At 63.0% G+C, this 15858-nt stretch carries 13 protein-coding genes, 1 rRNA gene and 1 pseudogene; 9 read left to right on the top strand and 6 right to left on the bottom strand.

All coding sequences use genetic code 11. From position 1 onward, the window contains the following. Window positions 1-255: 255 nt before the first annotated feature. From rrf to QCE62_RS32575, 5 genes are all read left to right on the top strand, one after another. Window positions 256-369: ribosomal RNA gene (gene rrf / locus QCE62_RS32595) — 5S ribosomal RNA — on the top strand. Between the two features lie 188 nt (window positions 370-557). Next, on the top strand, window positions 558-1202 hold the full coding sequence (locus QCE62_RS32590) for a hypothetical protein (protein WP_309821038.1): 645 nt from the start codon (window positions 558-560) through the stop codon (window positions 1200-1202). Window positions 1203-1249: 47 nt separating this feature from the next. Next, on the top strand, window positions 1250-2248 hold the full coding sequence (locus QCE62_RS32585; protein ID WP_309927035.1) for a LacI family DNA-binding transcriptional regulator: 999 nt from the start codon (window positions 1250-1252) through the stop codon (window positions 2246-2248). Between the two features lie 120 nt (window positions 2249-2368). Then, window positions 2369-4153 (top strand): IlvD/Edd family dehydratase, encoded by a 1785-nt coding sequence (locus tag QCE62_RS32580; RefSeq protein WP_309927033.1) that lies wholly within the window; start codon window positions 2369-2371, stop codon window positions 4151-4153. 10 nt (window positions 4154-4163) lie between these two features. Then, a complete protein-coding gene (locus QCE62_RS32575; RefSeq protein ID WP_309927031.1) occupies window positions 4164-4931 on the top strand; it encodes an SDR family oxidoreductase in 768 nt (255 codons plus the stop codon). Window positions 4932-5377: 446 nt separating this feature from the next. On the opposite strand, the pseudogene QCE62_RS32570 reads toward QCE62_RS32575, so the two are convergent. Beyond that, a pseudogene (locus QCE62_RS32570) lies at window positions 5378-5977 on the bottom strand (transposase); the annotation flags it as partial. A 419-nt stretch (window positions 5978-6396) separates the two neighbouring features. On the opposite strand from QCE62_RS32570, the gene QCE62_RS32565 reads away from it, so the two are divergent. Continuing rightward, window positions 6397-7176, top strand: a complete 780-nt coding sequence (locus tag QCE62_RS32565) for a G1 family glutamic endopeptidase (RefSeq protein ID WP_309927029.1) — start codon at window positions 6397-6399, stop codon at window positions 7174-7176. A gap of 171 nt (window positions 7177-7347) precedes the next feature. Then, complete coding sequence (locus QCE62_RS32560) at window positions 7348-8457, top strand: MBL fold metallo-hydrolase (RefSeq protein ID WP_309927026.1); 1110 nt, start codon at window positions 7348-7350, stop codon at window positions 8455-8457. A 71-nt stretch (window positions 8458-8528) separates the two neighbouring features. On the opposite strand, the gene QCE62_RS32555 is transcribed toward QCE62_RS32560, so the two are convergent. The 5 genes from QCE62_RS32555 to clcA form a co-directional block, all read right to left on the bottom strand. Beyond that, window positions 8529-8690 (bottom strand): DUF1328 family protein, encoded by a 162-nt coding sequence (locus QCE62_RS32555; RefSeq protein WP_035509367.1) that lies wholly within the window; start codon window positions 8688-8690, stop codon window positions 8529-8531. A 196-nt stretch (window positions 8691-8886) separates the two neighbouring features. Further along, the gene (locus QCE62_RS32550) at window positions 8887-9057 is read right to left on the bottom strand and encodes a hypothetical protein (protein ID WP_309927024.1); all 171 of its coding nucleotides are present in this window, start codon (window positions 9055-9057) and stop codon (window positions 8887-8889) included. A 242-nt stretch (window positions 9058-9299) separates the two neighbouring features. After that, on the bottom strand, window positions 9300-9914 hold the full coding sequence (locus tag QCE62_RS32545) for a LysE family translocator (RefSeq protein WP_309910943.1): 615 nt from the start codon (window positions 9912-9914) through the stop codon (window positions 9300-9302). A gap of 119 nt (window positions 9915-10033) precedes the next feature. Next, entirely contained in the window at window positions 10034-11062 is a 1029-nt protein-coding gene (locus QCE62_RS32540) for an aldo/keto reductase (RefSeq protein WP_309927022.1), read from the bottom strand. A gap of 264 nt (window positions 11063-11326) precedes the next feature. Further along, window positions 11327-12655: a H(+)/Cl(-) exchange transporter ClcA gene (gene clcA / locus QCE62_RS32535; RefSeq protein ID WP_309927020.1), complete on the bottom strand. Its 1329-nt coding sequence runs from the start codon at window positions 12653-12655 to the stop codon at window positions 11327-11329. Window positions 12656-12768: 113 nt separating this feature from the next. On the opposite strand from clcA, the gene QCE62_RS32530 reads away from it, so the two are divergent. Together QCE62_RS32530 and QCE62_RS32525 are read left to right on the top strand one after the other, a co-directional pair. Further along, on the top strand, window positions 12769-15054 hold the full coding sequence (locus QCE62_RS32530) for a VTT domain-containing protein (protein ID WP_309927018.1): 2286 nt from the start codon (window positions 12769-12771) through the stop codon (window positions 15052-15054). Then, window positions 15051-15794 carry an endonuclease/exonuclease/phosphatase family protein gene (locus tag QCE62_RS32525; RefSeq protein ID WP_309927015.1) on the top strand — a complete coding sequence of 248 codons (744 nt, stop codon included), beginning with the start codon at window positions 15051-15053 and terminating at the stop codon, window positions 15792-15794. Before QCE62_RS32530 ends, QCE62_RS32525 begins: the two co-directional genes overlap by 4 nt. Window positions 15795-15858: the final 64 nt, after the last annotated feature.

The raw sequence follows: 15858 nt of genomic DNA, 5'->3' as shown, positions 1-15858 counted from the left end.
AGACCAGGACGTTGATAGGTCAGGTGTGTAAGTGCAGTAATGCATTGAGCTAACTGATACTAATTGCCCGTAAGGCTTGATCCTATAACCAGTGTGTTTCGCAGTGACTTGGCGCTTCAGCGCTTAGTCAATGCAACCCCCGAAGGGGGCCACACCGGTTGAGTGAGCCGTTGTTGCCAACAATCACCACCCCAAACACTTCTACTTCTTCCCAGATTGGTTGTGCCGTCCCCGACGACACAACAACAAGTCATGCCTGATGACCATAGCGAGTCGGTACCACCCCTTCCCATCCCGAACAGGACCGTGAAACGACTCCACGCCGATGATAGTGCGGATCACCCGTGTGAAAGTAGGTAATCGTCAGGCTCCTCATGCTCCAAACAAAAACCCCACCCCACAAAGGTGGGGTTTTTGCGTTTCAGGGCCTGGGCCGAGGTCGGGCCTGGCATTTGCATCCTGCTATCTCGTTCTGACACCATCTCGATGTCGGACCTTCGCTTTCTGTCGGTAGAATGACGACGAGAGCCATCATGTCGACCCTCACTGGAGCGCATATGAGAACGAGCCTGTTGATCGCAGCCCTGAGCGCCGCCTTGCTGGTTGCCGCATGCGGCAAGAAGAACGACGCGAGCGAGTCCAGCCTGGGCGATGCAATATCCGCCGACATGAAAACCAGCCGCGGTCTGCTCTGTCTGAACCGCAGCGGCCGCGGCCCTTATACGTTTCCATCGGTCTATAGCAACCAGGACCTCAACGAATACGCTGCCGGCGCCTTGCGCGAGCAACTCGCCGCGCTGGAGAAGGCCGGTCTGATCGCTCGCGCGGCAACCACGCCCGCGAATGCCAGCGCCAAGCAGAACGGCGTCGCCTACAGCCTGACGGGCGAAGGGCAGAAGTACGCGGTCGAAACGAATCGGCCGGCGGGCGATCCCAATGCCACGAACGACCCGCATACCTGGAAGATCTGCTACGCGCACGTCAAGCTCGACAAAGTCGCGAGCTGGACGGAGCCGGATCCCACTGCGCACCGCTCGGATGTCACTTACACGTACAAGCTCGAAAACGTGGCCCCCTGGGCCGATGATCGCGACGTCAAGCGGGCGTTTTCCGAAGTGACGGCGTCTGATCGGGAAGCGGGCGAGACAAAGCTGCACATCACGCTGGAACAACGCGAGGATGGCTGGGTGCGGGTGGATTGACCCGCTGTCTCAACCCTCCTACATCCGTGCGAGCGAACCCGCCGCGCATGTCTGACGTCGCTCGCCACGCGGGTGTGTCGAAGATGACGGTGTCGCGCGTGCTGGCGGGCCATAGCGTTGCGCTTGCCACGCGCGAACGCGTGCAGAAGGCCATCGATGAACTCGGCTACGTCGCCGATGCCGCCGCCGGCGCGCTCTCTTCGGGCCGGTCCGAATTCGTGGCCGTGCTGGTGCCGTCGCTCGCAAGCTCCAACTTTTCCGATACCGTCCGGGGCCTGTCAGCGTCGCTGGAGCCACATGGCTTGCAATTGCTGATCGGCGATACCGACTACCATCTCGACCGCGAAGAGCGCCTCGTGCGTTCAATGCTGCGTCATCAGCCGCGTGGCATCGCGCTGACGGGATCGCGCCACACCGAAGCGACGCGCACGCTGCTGCGCCGCTCGGGCGTTCCCGTCGTCGAGATGTGGGATGCAACGACAGATCCGATCGGCGCCGCCGTCGGGTTCTCCAATGTCAGCGCAGCACGCGAAATGGTCCGCTATCTGGCGGGCAAGGGGCACGAACGCATCGGCTTTCTCGGCGGCGCGAGCGAACTCGACCGGCGCGGCCTCGATCGCCTGAAGGGCTTCCGAGCGCAAATGAAGGCACTGGGTCTCGACGATCGTCGCGTGATCCGGCTGGGCGAATCGCCGATCACCATGAGTCACGGCGGCCCCGCGATGGCCGCGTTGCTCGAAGCCTGGCCCGACACGCAAGCCGTCATGTGCGTGAGCGACATGTCCGCCTTTGGTGCGATCATGGAATGCCATCGGCGCGGGCTCTCGGTGCCGGACGACGTCGCAGTGGCGGGCTTCGGCAATTTCGAGGTCGCGGCCTGCTGTACGCCGTCGATCACCACAGTATCGGTGGATGCATACGGAATCGGCTGTCGCGCGGGCGCGATGCTGCTTGAAGCGCTCGACATGCGTGAGAACGGCATCGTCGAGCCGACAGGGAAGCGTGAGCGCGTGGGGTACTACGTGGTGGCGAGGGAGAGCGCCTGAACCGCAGCAGGTTTGCTCACGCGTGCTACCATGCATCGCGATGTTACCGGTAACGGAACCATGAAAACAGCAGCGCCGGCATTCGGGCCGGACGAGGCGCATCACATGGAGAGACAAATCATGCCCCAGCAGAAGGTACAACGGCTGCGCAGCCAGGAATGGTTCGACGATCCCTCTCACGCCGACATGACGGCGTTGTATGTCGAACGTTTCATGAACTACGGCCTCACGCGAGAAGAACTGCAGTCCGGCCGTCCGATCATCGGCATTGCGCAGACGGGTAGCGATCTCGCGCCGTGCAATCGTCATCACATCGAGCTGGCCGCGCGCACGAAGGCGGGCATCCGCGACGCGGGCGGCATCCCGATGGAGTTTCCTGTTCACCCACTGGCGGAACAGAGCCGCCGTCCAACCGCGGCGCTCGACCGCAATCTCGCCTATCTCGGGCTGGTTGAAATCCTGCACGGCTTTCCGCTCGATGGCGTCGTGCTCACCACCGGCTGCGACAAGACCACGCCGGCTTGTCTCATGGCGGCCGCGACCGTCGACATGCCGGCCATCGTCCTCTCGGGCGGCCCCATGCTCGACGGATGGCATGAAGGCAAGCGGGTCGGCTCCGGCACGGTCATCTGGCATGCGCGCAATCTGCTCGCGGCGGGCAAGATCGATTATGAGGGCTTCATGCAACTGACGACGGCGTCGTCGCCATCGATCGGTCATTGCAACACGATGGGCACCGCGCTCTCGATGAACAGCCTCGCCGAAGCGCTCGGCATGTCGCTGCCGACCTGCGCCAGCATTCCCGCCGCGTATCGCGAGCGCGGACAGATGGCGTATGCGACCGGCAGGCGCATCGTCGAGATGGTGCGCGAGGACCTCAAGCCTTCGAAGATCATGACGCGCGATGCGTTCATCAACGCCATCGTGGTGGCCTCGGCGCTCGGTGCGTCGACCAACTGTCCGCCGCATCTGATCGCGATTGCGCGTCATATGGGTATCGAACTGACGCTCGATGACTGGCAACGTCATGGCGAGCCTGTACCGCTGATCGTCAACTGCATGCCGGCGGGTGACTATCTCGGCGAGAGTTTTCATCGCGCGGGCGGGGTGCCGGCGGTCATCAGGCAACTGGACCAGGCGGGACTGATCGCGGGGCAGTGCATGACGGTATCGGGCCGCACGATCGGCGATATTGCCAGCGACGCGCCCGCCGCCGACAACGACGTCATCCGCACGGCAAGCGATCCGCTGAAACATGGTGCGGGCTTCATGGTGCTGTCGGGCAATTTCTTCGACAGCGCGATCATGAAGATGTCCGTGGTCGGCGATGCTTTCCGCCAGACCTATCTGAGCGAGCCCGGTGCCGAGAACACGTTCGAGGCGCGTGCCATTGTTTTCGATGGTCCGGAGGACTATCACGCACGCATCAATGATCCGTCGCTCAACATCGACGAGCATTGCATTCTCGTAATCCGCGGTTGCGGCACGGTGGGTTATCCGGGCAGCGCGGAGGTGGTGAACATGGCGCCGCCGGCGGAGTTGATCAAGCAAGGCATCGATAGCCTTCCTTGCATGGGCGATGGACGGCAGAGCGGGACGTCCGCGAGTCCGTCGATTCTCAACATGTCGCCGGAAGCAGCGGTGGGCGGCGGCCTCGCGCTCCTGCGCACGAACGACATGATCCGCGTGGACCTGAACGCGCGTTCCGTCAACGTGCTGCTTGGCGAGGCCGAGCTCGAAAGCCGTCGCGCGGATAGCGCGTTCGCCGTGCCGGTTGCGCAAACGCCGTGGCAGGAGTTGTATCGACAGACCGTGGGGCAGTTGTCGACGGGCGGCTGTCTCGAGCCCGCGACGTTGTATCTGAAGGTGATCGAAACGCGCGGCAATCCGCGTCACTCACACTGAGTGCACCATCATGTCCTTTGCCATTTATCCGAGCTTGAAGGACCAGTGTGTCGTCGTGACGGGCGGCGGCAGCGGTATCGGTGCGGGGATCGTCGAGGCGTTCGCGCAGCAGGGCGCGCGCGTGTTTTTCATCGACGTGGCCGATGCCGATTCGCGGCAACTCGAACAGGCGTTGGCGGGTGAACCACACGCGCCGAAGTATCTTTACTGCGATCTGCGCGATCCCGCCGCCATCGAACAAACCTTCGATGCCATCGCGAGCGAAGCAGGGCGCATCGACGTGCTCGTCAACAATGCGGCGAACGACGATCGTCATCAATGGGACAACGTCAGCGCTGCTTACTGGGACGAGCGCATGGCCGTGAACCTGCGACATCAGTTCTTCTGCGCGCAGGCGGCGGCGCAACGCATGCGGACGCAGCGGCGCGGATCGATCATCAATATGGGCTCGATTTCGTGGCACCTTGCCTTGCCCGATCTCACGCTTTATATGACGGCGAAGGCGGGAATAGAAGGGCTCACGCGCGGGCTAGCGCGTGAGCTTGGGGAGCACGGCATTCGCGTGAATACGGTGATTCCGGGGGCGGTGCGTACGCCGCGGCAGATGAAGCTGTGGCAATCGCCGGACAGCGAAGCGAAGCTTCTCGCACAGCAATGCCTTCATGAGCGCATCGATCCGGAGCATATCGCGCGCATGGTGCTGTTTCTCGCCTCTGATGATGGCGCGCGTTGTACTGGGCGAGAGTTTTACGTCGACGCGGGGTGGTTCCGCGCTTGACGCGTCACGGCGGCGTTACGGCCGCGCGTTACGTAAGCGCCGCGGGTGTCAGATGCGCGCGTCGCGCCGGCGCGAAGCCTTTACCGGCTTGAGCGTCGGCACTGTGCCGTTCTCGATGTAGTGCTGCACGGTGTGCGCCGCTTCGTCGTAACCGCGTCGTCGAGCCAGTGCCGGACGGCGGCGAGAAACAGCCCAAGCCCGGCATGCCCGCAATGGGCCATGACATCCGCGATGCCCTCGGCGAGTACTTTGGATCGCCCCTCTTCGCGCAGCGCGCTTGCCACGTGCGATGCGGCGCGTGAGACTGGATTTGCCCCGCATTTCCGGACACCATCTCACACCAAGGTTGATGAATCGGTTCTACGTCGGAACTCGCGCGGCGAGCGGTATTTCAGCGCGCTAGCCGCCGCTCGATGCCTGGCCTCGCAGGCCTCCTGTGAAGCAGCGTAAACGCGCTTGGCGTTCACCGGAGCCGCACGTCGCGATTCCCGCTCGCACCGCAACATCCCCCAGACGCGTCGATAACCGTAGGTCGGCACGCCAGCAACTAGCGACCGAACTTCATCAACGAGGCCAGCATCATCCGTCCGGCTTGCACTACGGCCATCCCGCCAGTCAGCAGCACGTGCGAACTTTACCGACACATTTGAGCGCGCTACGCCGGAAACGTCGCAGATCTGCTTCACTGGCCGTCTCCCGGCAATGAGGGTGAGCGCGCAATCCATTTTCGCGACTTCGTCACCTCCACTGCTTCCCGGAGAAGCTCATTCTCCATTGTCTTCTTGCCGAGCAGGCGCTGCAGCTTCTTTACCTGCTTGAGCGCATCGCTCAGCTCAGATACCGGAACAACTTCTTCACCAGCGCTCACCGTCGACAGGCTGCCGTCCTGACGCAGCTTGCGCACTGAAACAGTTGATTCGGATTGATGCCGTGCAGCCGCGCAACCACCTAAACCGTCTTGCCTGGCTCGAAGTGTCTCGAACCATCGCCAGCTTCTCATCCGCTGACCAGCGCCGCCGATGCTCAGGTCCGCGCAACACTTCCATTACTTCGTCCTTGTTGTTAGTCATATACACAGTCTTAAGCCTGCCCACTATTGCAAGTGGGCGACTGTGTCCGGACTTTCAGGGGGTACTCCAATAATAATAATTTCCGAAATAGTGTCTGGCCCGCAGGCTTCATTCAGCAGCGTTCTTCGGTTTTATCACATTGTCTTCCACCACCCTCTTCGAGGCTGGATTTCAGATGCGAATCGTGTTTGCCCTGGTGTTAATGAGCCGCAATGCCGCTTGGCTCCCCAGGTAGATTTAATGCCTCGATAAATAATTCAGTTTACGGTTTCATTGAATCTGCCAAACTGTGTAATAGAAGAGTTATAAGGTAGATAAAGCGACTGAATGCATCTTAGATTAACAAGGCTTCATCTGGTGTGTTGAACAACCTTTACCAATCTAAGGAGTCGAAAGTGGATAAATCGGTCATTAATAAATTATTCATGTTTGCCGCGTTTTCCTGGTTATTGATTGATGCAACTGCCTCTCACGCACAAGCCAGTACGGCCGACGTAACAATGCAAAATTGGGCTGGCTACGTCATAAACGACGCAGCATATTCGAGCGTGTACGCGTCTTGGGTCGTACCGTCCGTGGATTGCAGCGCAATCGCTGCCGGCGGGGCATCTGCTTCCTACGCTTGGGTTGGGTTGGGGGGCTACAACGACGCAGTGCTGAAGCAAAATTCCCTGGAGCAAATCGGGACCGCCCAATCGTGCAACGGAACGACGCCATCATACGCGGTCTTTTACGAGTTTGTCCCGGCCGGTCCGCAGTTTGGAGGCGCCCAATATCCGCTTTCAGCGGGCGATACGGTGACGGCAATGGTCGTCCAAAACCTCGATGGAAGTTACACCCTCCTGGAATCGGCCACGGCCAAAGGCGCGACCTCACCGAAATGGATGTTCAACACGAAAGGTTCGGCGCCGGGCGCGAGTGCATTGGATCCGGGCAATAAATCGGCTGAAGTCGTCATGGAGCAGCCGGGCATTGTTGGATGGATTGGTCGCGCGCCCGTGGCGAACTACGGAAGTATCACCTTCTTCAACGTAGGATTCACGAAGGCCAATACTGCAAGCGACGAAATATCCAAGGTCCAGTATTTCGAACCGCTGAGCGGAAACACGCTCTCGAATTTCTTTGCGTTTCCGGCCACACTTTCGCCCACCAGCTTCATCGTGTATCAGATTTAAGGAGCGGACCCGCTCTGATATCGTCCATCGCCTGCCACTGGCGATGGACAGACAACACCTCCCTCCGCGTCATGCCTGAAGTCCCGGGAAGCTTTCCGTACAATCGGATTCATGCGCACATCAAGGCACAACGACATGCCGTGGTTTCCCAGTTTCCCGGCCGGCGCGCTGATGCAAACCACTCGCGTCGCCCTCTGCACGATCGCACTGCTGGCAGGTTGTACCCCGACTACCTCCGCGCAAGGCGATCAAACGTCCCAGCCACCCGACACCACCCAACCCCAGCCGCTGCATCACGCAAAACGCACGGCTTCAGGCTTCGAAAACAACTACGGCACCTTGCCGCGTGAATCCCTGTTGAAATGGCGCTGGGAACGCTTCACGCAGGGCTTGCCGAAGCCGCCGGCCAACGGCTATCACTTCCCGACGGCCCAGCCCGACGTCGCGTGGCTGAAGGCTAACCGTACAGCGAACACGCTCACATGGATCGGTCATGCGAGCGCACTCGTGCAGATCAACGGCGTGAACATCCTCACGGACCCGATGTTGTCCGAGCGTGCGTCGCCGTTCTCGTTCGCCGGCCCGAAACGCAAGACGCCGCCGGGGCTCACGCTTGAGCAACTGCCGCACATCGACGTCGTGCTCATCTCGCACAATCACTACGATCATCTCGACAAGCCCACCGTCGAGGCGCTGAATCGCCAGGCCGGCGGCCCGCCGCGCTTTCTCGTGCCGCTGGGCGTGAAGGCATGGATGAACGACATCGGCATCACGAACGCGCAGGAGTTCGACTGGGGCGATGAAACGCACGCGTCAGGGCTCGATATCTGGTTCGTGCCGAGCCAGCACTGGTCGGCCCGCACGCCGTTCGATCGTTCTGAAACGTTGTGGGGCGGATGGGTGGTGAAGACGCCTGAAGGCGCGGCGCATCCGTACTCGTTCTACTTCGCGGGCGACACCGGCTATTCGCCGGACTTTCGTGACATCGGCGCGCGGTTCGGTGGTTTCGATCTCGCGCTGATTCCGATCGGCGCCTATGACCCGCGCTGGTTCATGCACGCGCAACACGTGGATCCGGAAGAGGCTGTGCGCATCTTCCAGGAAGTCCACGCGAAGAAGGCAATCGGCATTCACTGGGGCACGTTCGAACTCACCGACGAGCCGCTCGACGAACCTCCGCGTCGCCTGGCCGAAGCCGTGCGCCACGCCGGTCTGCCCGCCAATGCATTCACGGTGCTGAAATTCGGCGAAACCCTGCAGCTCGATACGGCCGCTCGCTGAACCATGCGGCCATAAAAAAAACGCGCGGACTCGAGAGAGGTCCGCGCGTCTTTTTTAACCTCAATGCAGCGTCATCGTCTGAACACGCCCAGCAGCAAGGTCGCAAGAAAGATCACGATGAAGATGAAGAACAGGATCTTGGCGATTTCCGCCGCGCCGGTCGCGATGCCACCGAAGCCAAAGAAGGCGGCGATGATCGCGATGATGAAGAAGATGACAGCGTAACGAAGCATGAAGTCCTCCACGGGATCGGTTGATCGAATGATTCGCAGCCGGGCGGATGCCGATGCCGCTTCGCTCATGGCGTGCATGCCGCGCGATGGCACGAAGCAACGCCCGTGCCCAGCAATGAAAACGCCGCAAGGCCTGAGCGGCAGTGCGGCGTCGCGGGATGCGCCATGGGAGACGCAAGGGGCACGGCAGGGAAGGCTAACGGCCTAGTGTGCGTTCGGAGTCGGATTCATCGTCGAGATCGTCTTCATCATCGACGCTGTTTAGCGCATCCGGCAGGTTGTTCTCCAGTTCATCGCGCTCGATCTGATCGGCGAGATCGAGGGATTTGCGCGTGGCGGGACCGGATGGGCGGTTGGCTCCAGACATGACGTACTCCTTGAACAGATTGCAAAGCCGCGCCGGAAATTCGACGCGAATTGACGAACAAGCAAGGCATGTACGCGCCGGACTGTAACCGCCGCTAGAGCAGTCACGCAGGTGCTTGCTGGAAGCTTCTGTACCATCCTGTCCCAAACTTGCAAGGAGGACGGCAGATTTTGCGTGCCGGCGCGTCGGACCAGTATGCACCGGTCCCGGCGATCCGGCAAAGCGCGCGGCGCCTGGATGCATCATGCGAAAAAATGGGCCACGATCGGATACAGCGAAAGCACCAGCAGCAGCGCCATCGACAGATTGAACATGCGCAGCCAGCGTGGGTTGGCGAGAAAGCGTCGCAGTGACATGCCGAACGCCGCCCACATTGTGATGCAGGGCAAGCCGATCACGACCAGCACGAGCGCCATCAACGCCGCATTCAGCGAGAGACTGGCATGCAGGTGAATGGTGGTTGCGGCGGTCAGCACCATCATCCACGCCTTCGGGTTGATCCACTGGAACGCGATGGCTTCGTGAAAGCGCATCGGGCGGCTCTGGCCGTCGCGCAGCTGCACCGACGACGACGTACCGATCTTCCACGCCAGATACAGGAGATACGCCACGCTCGCGGCTTCCAGCACCGTATAGAGCCACGGCAAGCGTTCGAAGGCCTGCGCGAGGCCCAGCCCGACCGCGATCATCAGGATGGCAACGCCCGTGCTGATGCCAAGCACGTGAGGCAGCGTGCGCTTCAGGCCGAAATTGACGCCCGAGGCGAGCAGCATCGTGTTGTTCGGGCCGGGCGTAATGGTCGTCACGAGGGCGAACAGCGCGGCGGCGGGCAGAGCGTTGAAGAGTTCCTGCGGCATGGCGCGCTCCTTGAACTGGGATATCGATGAACCCAGTGTACTGGAGTGGTCCGGTACAGTACCGGTACAGATCGCCGACAGATTTCCAGTACGGAAAAGAAGCGCGCCTTCCTGCTCACTTACACCGGAAACGGATTGCGCTCCGCAAAGCCCTGCTGATGCCAGTACGGATAGGCCGGCCGCACCGTACTCGCTTCATCGAGCTTCTTGACCTGTTCCGGCGTGAGGTTCCAGCCCACTGCGCCGAGGTTCTGCCGCAACTGTTCCTCGTTGCGCGCGCCGATCAGCACGGTTGCGACCGTCGGACGCTGCAACAGCCAGTTGAGCGCAACCTGCGGAATCGTCTTGCCGGTTTCCTCGGCGACGGCGTCGAGCGCATCGACGACGCGGTACAGATAGTCGTCGGGCACGGGCGGCCCCATGTCGGCGGTCTTGTGAAGGCGGCTGGTCTCGGGCAGCGGCTGGCCGCGCCGGATCTTGCCCGTGAGGCGTCCCCAGCCGAGCGGGCTCCACACGACAGCGCCCACGCCTTGATCGAGTCCGAGCGGCATCAACTCCCATTCGTAGTCACGGCCGATCAGCGAGTAGTACGTCTGGTTCGCGACGTAGCGCGGGTAACCGTAGCGCGCAGCGACATCTAGCGATTTCTGAAGATGCCAGCCCGAGAAATTCGACACGCCCGTATAGCGGATCTTGCCCGCGCGCACGAGGTCGTCGAGTGTGGAAAGCGTTTCTTCCACCGGCGTTTTTGCATCGAAGCCATGCAGCTGGAACAGGTCGATGTGATCGGTCTGCAAACGCTTGAGCGCCGCATTGACCGCCTCGATCAGATGAAAGCGCGACGAGCCGACGGCGTTCGGTTCATCGGGATCGAAACGGAACGTGGCCTTCGTCGAGATGATGGCCTTGTCACGACGGCCCTTGAGTGCTTCGCCGAGAATCGATTCCGATGCGCCGCGCGAATAGAGGTCGGCGGTGTCGAACATCGTGACGCCGGCGTCGAGACAGATGTCGATCAGCTTGCGTGCCTCGCTCACGTCGGTCTCGCCCCAGGCCTGGAAGAATTCGCCCTTGCCGCCGAACGTGCCGGTGCCGAAACTCAAGACCGGAACCTTGAAGCCGGAAGCGCCGAGATGTCGATATTCCATTGCGTGTCCTCTCTGAGATGAAGTCGAAGAGACGCCGCTCATTGTCCATATCGATGACGAGCGGCGCGCGAGTGTTCAGCGGACGAGACTACCGCAACGGTCCGCGGAATGCAGAATGCAAAACGCATAATGCCAACGTGCAGCCCGCAGCCCGCAGCCCGCAGCCCGCAGCCCGCAGCCCGCAGCCCGCAGCCCGCAGCCCGCAAAACGCAAAACGCAAAACGCAAAACGCAAAACGCAAAACGCAAAACGCAAAACGCAGCATCACCGCTTGTCCGCCGCCGCGCGTTCCCCGAGCGAGTCGTAGATCGGCGGCACGCGCAACAGCATGGGCACGATCATCGCGGTGAAGCAGGCCGTGAGCATGGGCAGCAGCAGGGTGAAGCTGGCGGTCATCTCCGTGACGAGCACGATGCCCGTCAAGGGCGCACGCACCACCGCGACGAAGAACGCGGCCATGCCGACAACCGCGAACGTGCTGGTGTCGCCCGTCACCGCCGACATGCCCGGAAACCAGTCGAGACACAGGCGCCCGAACACGAGTCCGGTCTGCGCGCCGAGCACCAGCAGCGGCGCGAACAGACCGCCAGGCGTGCCCGCCGCATACGACACGGTGCCCAGCACGAAGCGCAGCGCGAGGGTTGCGAGCACGCCCGCGACGGTGCCTGCGCCGAGCAGCGCGCGTTCGGTGAGCACATCTCCGCCGCCCGCGAGATCCGGCGCGAACCACGCGAGCACGCCGACCGCCGCGCCGACGAGCGCCGCGCGCGCGGTCGCATGCGCGACCGTCAGCGGCCTCGAAAGCGACTCGGCGATATCGAGCGTCCAGAGAATTGCGCGGCAATACGCCACGCCCAGCAACCCCAGCAACACGCCGAGCAGCAGATGCGCGCCCGTCATCGCGAAGCCGGGGAACGGTTGCGCGGGCACGTGGAAGTCGGGCAGATCGCCGTGCAGCAGACGAGCCATTGCGATGGCGCTTGCGGAAGCGCCGAGCGCCGCGACCGCCGTGCGCGTGTCGAAACGCCGCATCAGTTCCTCGAGCACGAAGACCGCACCGGCGATGGGCGCATTGAAGGCCGTCGCGAGTCCCGCGCCCGCGCCTGCCGCGAGCAGCACGCGGCAATCGCCGGCGGTGCGCCGCATGAACTGGCCGATGGCATGCGCGATCGATGCCCCCATCTGCACGGTCGGACCTTCGCGTCCCAATGCAAGACCTGCACCGATGGCGAGCACGCCGCCCACGAACTTGATGGGCACGAGCACGAGCGGCGCGGGCGGCAGCTTGCCGTGCAGCACGGCTTCGACATGAGGAATGCCGCTGCCGCTGGCCATCGGCGCGAAGCGCGCGACGAGCCAGGTCGCGAGCCCGGTGCCCACGGCCGCCGCGAGCACGACCAGTACGAAAGCGGCCTCATGTCCCGCGTGGCCCCACGCGACGAATGCAGTGCGCCACGCCTCCGCGCGTTCGAGGGAAAAGCGGAAGCCCACGCCGATGGCCCCCGTCGCGGAGCCGACGATGACCGAGGCCGCCGCGAGTGGAACGAGTCCTGCGCGTTCGTCGTGCTGTTCGAGGGAGTCGGTGTCGTTCATTGCGCATGAAGCTCCGCATCGGCATGTGCTGCGAAGGGTAGCATCGCGCCGGGCATGCTGCTTGCAAAACGAAAGACATTTGACGCAAGGAAACACGGAGGCGTGAGACGCGCATGAATCAGGCAAGCGACGACGAGCCGTTTTTCCAGCCCGGACGCAACTGCGCGAGCGTGCGTCACGCGGCACGCTTCAGCTTGCTGATCGATGGCGCGGATTATTTTCGCGTGCTGCGCGAGGCGATCACGCGTGCCGAGCGCACTGTGTTCATCCTTGGCTGGGACATCGACAGCCGCATGAAGCTCACGCCCGAAGGCGCGGACGACGGCTTCCCCGAAGCGCTCGGCGACTTCCTGCATGCGGTCGCGAATCACAAGCGGCGTCTGCGCATCTACATCCTGGCGTGGGACTTCGCGATGCTCTACGCGTTCGAACGCGAGTGGCTGCCCGTCTACAAGATGGGCTGGCGCACCAGCCGGCGCATTGCGTTCCAGATGGACGGCAAGCATCCGATGGGCGGTTCGCAGCATCAGAAGCTCGTCGTCATCGACGACCGGCTCGCGTTCGTCGGCGGTCTCGATCTCACGCGCTCGCGCTGGGACACCACCGCGCATGCACCCGACGAACCGCTGCGCCGCGATGCGAACGGCACGCGCTACCAGCCCTTTCACGATGTCCACACGATGTTCGATGGCGCGGCCGCGCGCGAAATCGGCCTGCTCGCGCGCGAGCGCTGGGCGCGCGCCTGCGGCAAACAGCTCGCGATCCGCGCGCATCGGGCAAACCTCGAACACGATGCCTGGCCGCCGTCGCGGCGTGTCGATCTCGAAGATGTCGAGATTGCCATCTCGCTGACCGAGCCCGGTTATCTCGGCCGCGAGCCCGTGCAGCAGATTCGCGCGCAGTATCTGGACGCCATCGCGCGGGCGCGGCACAGCATCTATATCGAGAACCAGTACTTCACGTCGGGCACCATCGGCGCGGCGCTCGCGAAATCGCTTGGGCGAGAGGACGGACCGGACCTTGCCATCGTCGTGCCGCGCAACCAGAGCGGCTGGCTTCAGGAAGTCACCATGGGCGTGTTGCGGGCGCGGTTGCACGCCTTGCTGAAGGACGCCGACACGCATGGCCGCTACCAGCTGCTGTGTCCGAGCGTGCCGAAACTCGGCGACGAGATCGTCAACGTGCACAGCAAGCTGATGATCGTCGACGACGAATTGCTGATGGTCGGTTCGGCCAACCTGAACAATCGTTCGATGGTGCTGGACAGCGAATGCAACATCGCCATCGATGCTCGCGGCGATGCACGCATCCGCCGCGCCATCGCCACCATGCGCGACACCTTGCTCGCCGAACATCTCGGCTGCGATATCGCGGACATCGACCGTGAACGCGCCGCGCATGGCGGCATGAACGCGGCGATCCAGGCGCTGCTGCGCGAGCGCGACGAACATCGCACGCTGGTGCCGCTGGATCCGCTGGTGTCGAGGGAACTCGATCAACTGATTCCGACCGAAGCGCTGATCGATCCGGAAACGCCGATCGCCGCCGACGAACTCGTCGACCAGTTCGTGCCCGCGGAAAAGACCCGGCCGCTCATCGGCCGCTTCGCGCTGCTCGGTGTACTTGCGCTGATGGTCGTGGTGGTCGCGGGCTTGTTGCACTGGACCTCGCTCGGCGACTACGTCAACCTTCGCTCGCTGACGAACGCGACGCGCCGCATCGACGCGCTGCCGCTCGCGCCGCTCTGGATCGTGCTGGCCTACGTCGTGGCGGCGGTCATTTCCGTGCCGATCACCTTGCTCATCGCGGCCACCGGTCTCGTGTTCGGCGCGGCATGGGGCGGGCTGTATGCCTTCCTCGGCACGATGGCCGCGGCGGCCGTCTCCTATTCGCTCGGCAACTGGCTCGGGCGCGATGTCGTGCGCCGAGTCGCGGGTGCGCGCGTCAACCGGCTGTCAGAACGTGTCGCGAAGCGCGGCATCGTGGCCGTCGTCGTGCTGCGTCTGCTGCCGGTGGCGCCGTTCTCAATCGTCAATCTCGTCGCGGGCGCCTCGCATATCCGCATGCGCGACTTCATGATCGGCACGATGCTCGGCATGGGGCCCGGCATCTTCCTCACGGTGGCGTTCGCCCATCAGCTGGTCGCTTCACTGCACCGCCCGACGATCGGCTCGTTTGCGGTGCTGATCGGCATCGGCGCGGCGCTGATCGGCGTGTCGCTGCTGTTGCAGCGTTTCCTCGGCGGCGCTCAGCCTGATGCGCACGAAGGCGCACCCGGCGATGCCGACAAGCCGCGCGCCAGCGAAGAAGCGAAGCGCGCGAGCGAACTGCACGAGAGCGGCGCGATGCCGCGCGATCCAGCGGCGCGCAACGCGCGGCCCGACGAGGTCAACTCATGACGCCGCTGCACGAACCCGTGATCGACTTGCAGGACACGAGCGAAAGCCGCGCGCGCGAACTGCGTATCGCGACATACAACCTGCATGGCGCGGTGGGCATCGACGGAAGGTTTTCGCCGCAGCGCATCGGCGAAGTGCTCGCGGAGATCGACGCCGATGTCTTCGCGCTCCAGGAAGTGCCGCTTGGTGGCCGTGGCGCGCATGACGTGCTCGACGTGCTGCAGCGCATGACCGGTCTGCATGCCGTCGCGGGACCGACGCTCGATACGCCCGAGCGCCGCTATGGCAACGCGGTGCTCACGCGCTATCCGGTGCGCGCGGTGCGCACGCTCGACCTGTCGTTCCGGAGCCGCGAGCCGCGCGGCGCGCTGGATGCCGACATCGATTGCGGCGGCGAGGTGTGGCGCGTGGTCGCGACGCATCTCGGGCTGGCGTCGAGCGAGCGGCGCGCGCAAGTGGAGCAGGTGCTGCAGAGCTTCGATACGCCCGCGCTGCCGGTGATCCTGCTCGGCGATCTCAACGAGTGGTTCGTCTATGGCCGCACGCTTCGTCGACTGGTCACGCACTTTCATCGCGCCACTGCGCTGCGCACCTTTCCGACGCGCTTTCCGCTGTTCGCGCTCGACCGCATCTGGGTGCATCCGGGCGAGCGTCTGATGCGCGTGGACGTGCATCGCACACGTCTGTCGCGTGTCGCGTCGGATCACTATCCGCTCATCGCGCACATCGCGCATCGATGATGAAAGCGCCTGCATGGCGTGCGGTAAACATCAAGGAAGCATGCATCGAGATGGCTTCATGAGC

The organism is Caballeronia sp. LZ033 (genome assembly GCF_031451265.1).
Classification (GTDB): Bacteria; Pseudomonadota; Gammaproteobacteria; order Burkholderiales; family Burkholderiaceae; genus Caballeronia.
The sequence above is the reverse complement of the archived record's forward strand: the minus strand, read 5'-3'. Positions and strand labels throughout refer to the sequence as shown.

What these genes read in the sequence shown, in the direction of transcription:
- QCE62_RS32590 (WP_309821038.1), top strand. Translation starts at nt 558, where the DNA reads ATGAGAACGAGCCTGTTGATCGCAGCCCTGAGCGCCGCCTTGCTGGTT.
- QCE62_RS32585 (WP_309927035.1), top strand. Translation starts at nt 1,250, where the DNA reads ATGTCTGACGTCGCTCGCCACGCGGGTGTGTCGAAGATGACGGTGTCG.
- QCE62_RS32580 (WP_309927033.1), top strand. Translation starts at nt 2,369, where the DNA reads ATGCCCCAGCAGAAGGTACAACGGCTGCGCAGCCAGGAATGGTTCGAC.
- QCE62_RS32575 (WP_309927031.1), top strand. Translation starts at nt 4,164, where the DNA reads ATGTCCTTTGCCATTTATCCGAGCTTGAAGGACCAGTGTGTCGTCGTG.
- QCE62_RS32560 (WP_309927026.1), top strand. Translation starts at nt 7,348, where the DNA reads ATGCAAACCACTCGCGTCGCCCTCTGCACGATCGCACTGCTGGCAGGT.
- QCE62_RS32555 (WP_035509367.1), bottom strand. Translation starts at nt 8,690, where the DNA reads ATGCTTCGTTACGCTGTCATCTTCTTCATCATCGCGATCATCGCCGCC.
- QCE62_RS32550 (WP_309927024.1), bottom strand. Translation starts at nt 9,057, where the DNA reads ATGTCTGGAGCCAACCGCCCATCCGGTCCCGCCACGCGCAAATCCCTC.
- QCE62_RS32545 (WP_309910943.1), bottom strand. Translation starts at nt 9,914, where the DNA reads ATGCCGCAGGAACTCTTCAACGCTCTGCCCGCCGCCGCGCTGTTCGCC.
- QCE62_RS32540 (WP_309927022.1), bottom strand. Translation starts at nt 11,062, where the DNA reads ATGGAATATCGACATCTCGGCGCTTCCGGCTTCAAGGTTCCGGTCTTG.
- clcA (WP_309927020.1), bottom strand. Translation starts at nt 12,655, where the DNA reads ATGAACGACACCGACTCCCTCGAACAGCACGACGAACGCGCAGGACTC.
- QCE62_RS32530 (WP_309927018.1), top strand. Translation starts at nt 12,769, where the DNA reads ATGAATCAGGCAAGCGACGACGAGCCGTTTTTCCAGCCCGGACGCAAC.
- QCE62_RS32525 (WP_309927015.1), top strand. Translation starts at nt 15,051, where the DNA reads ATGACGCCGCTGCACGAACCCGTGATCGACTTGCAGGACACGAGCGAA.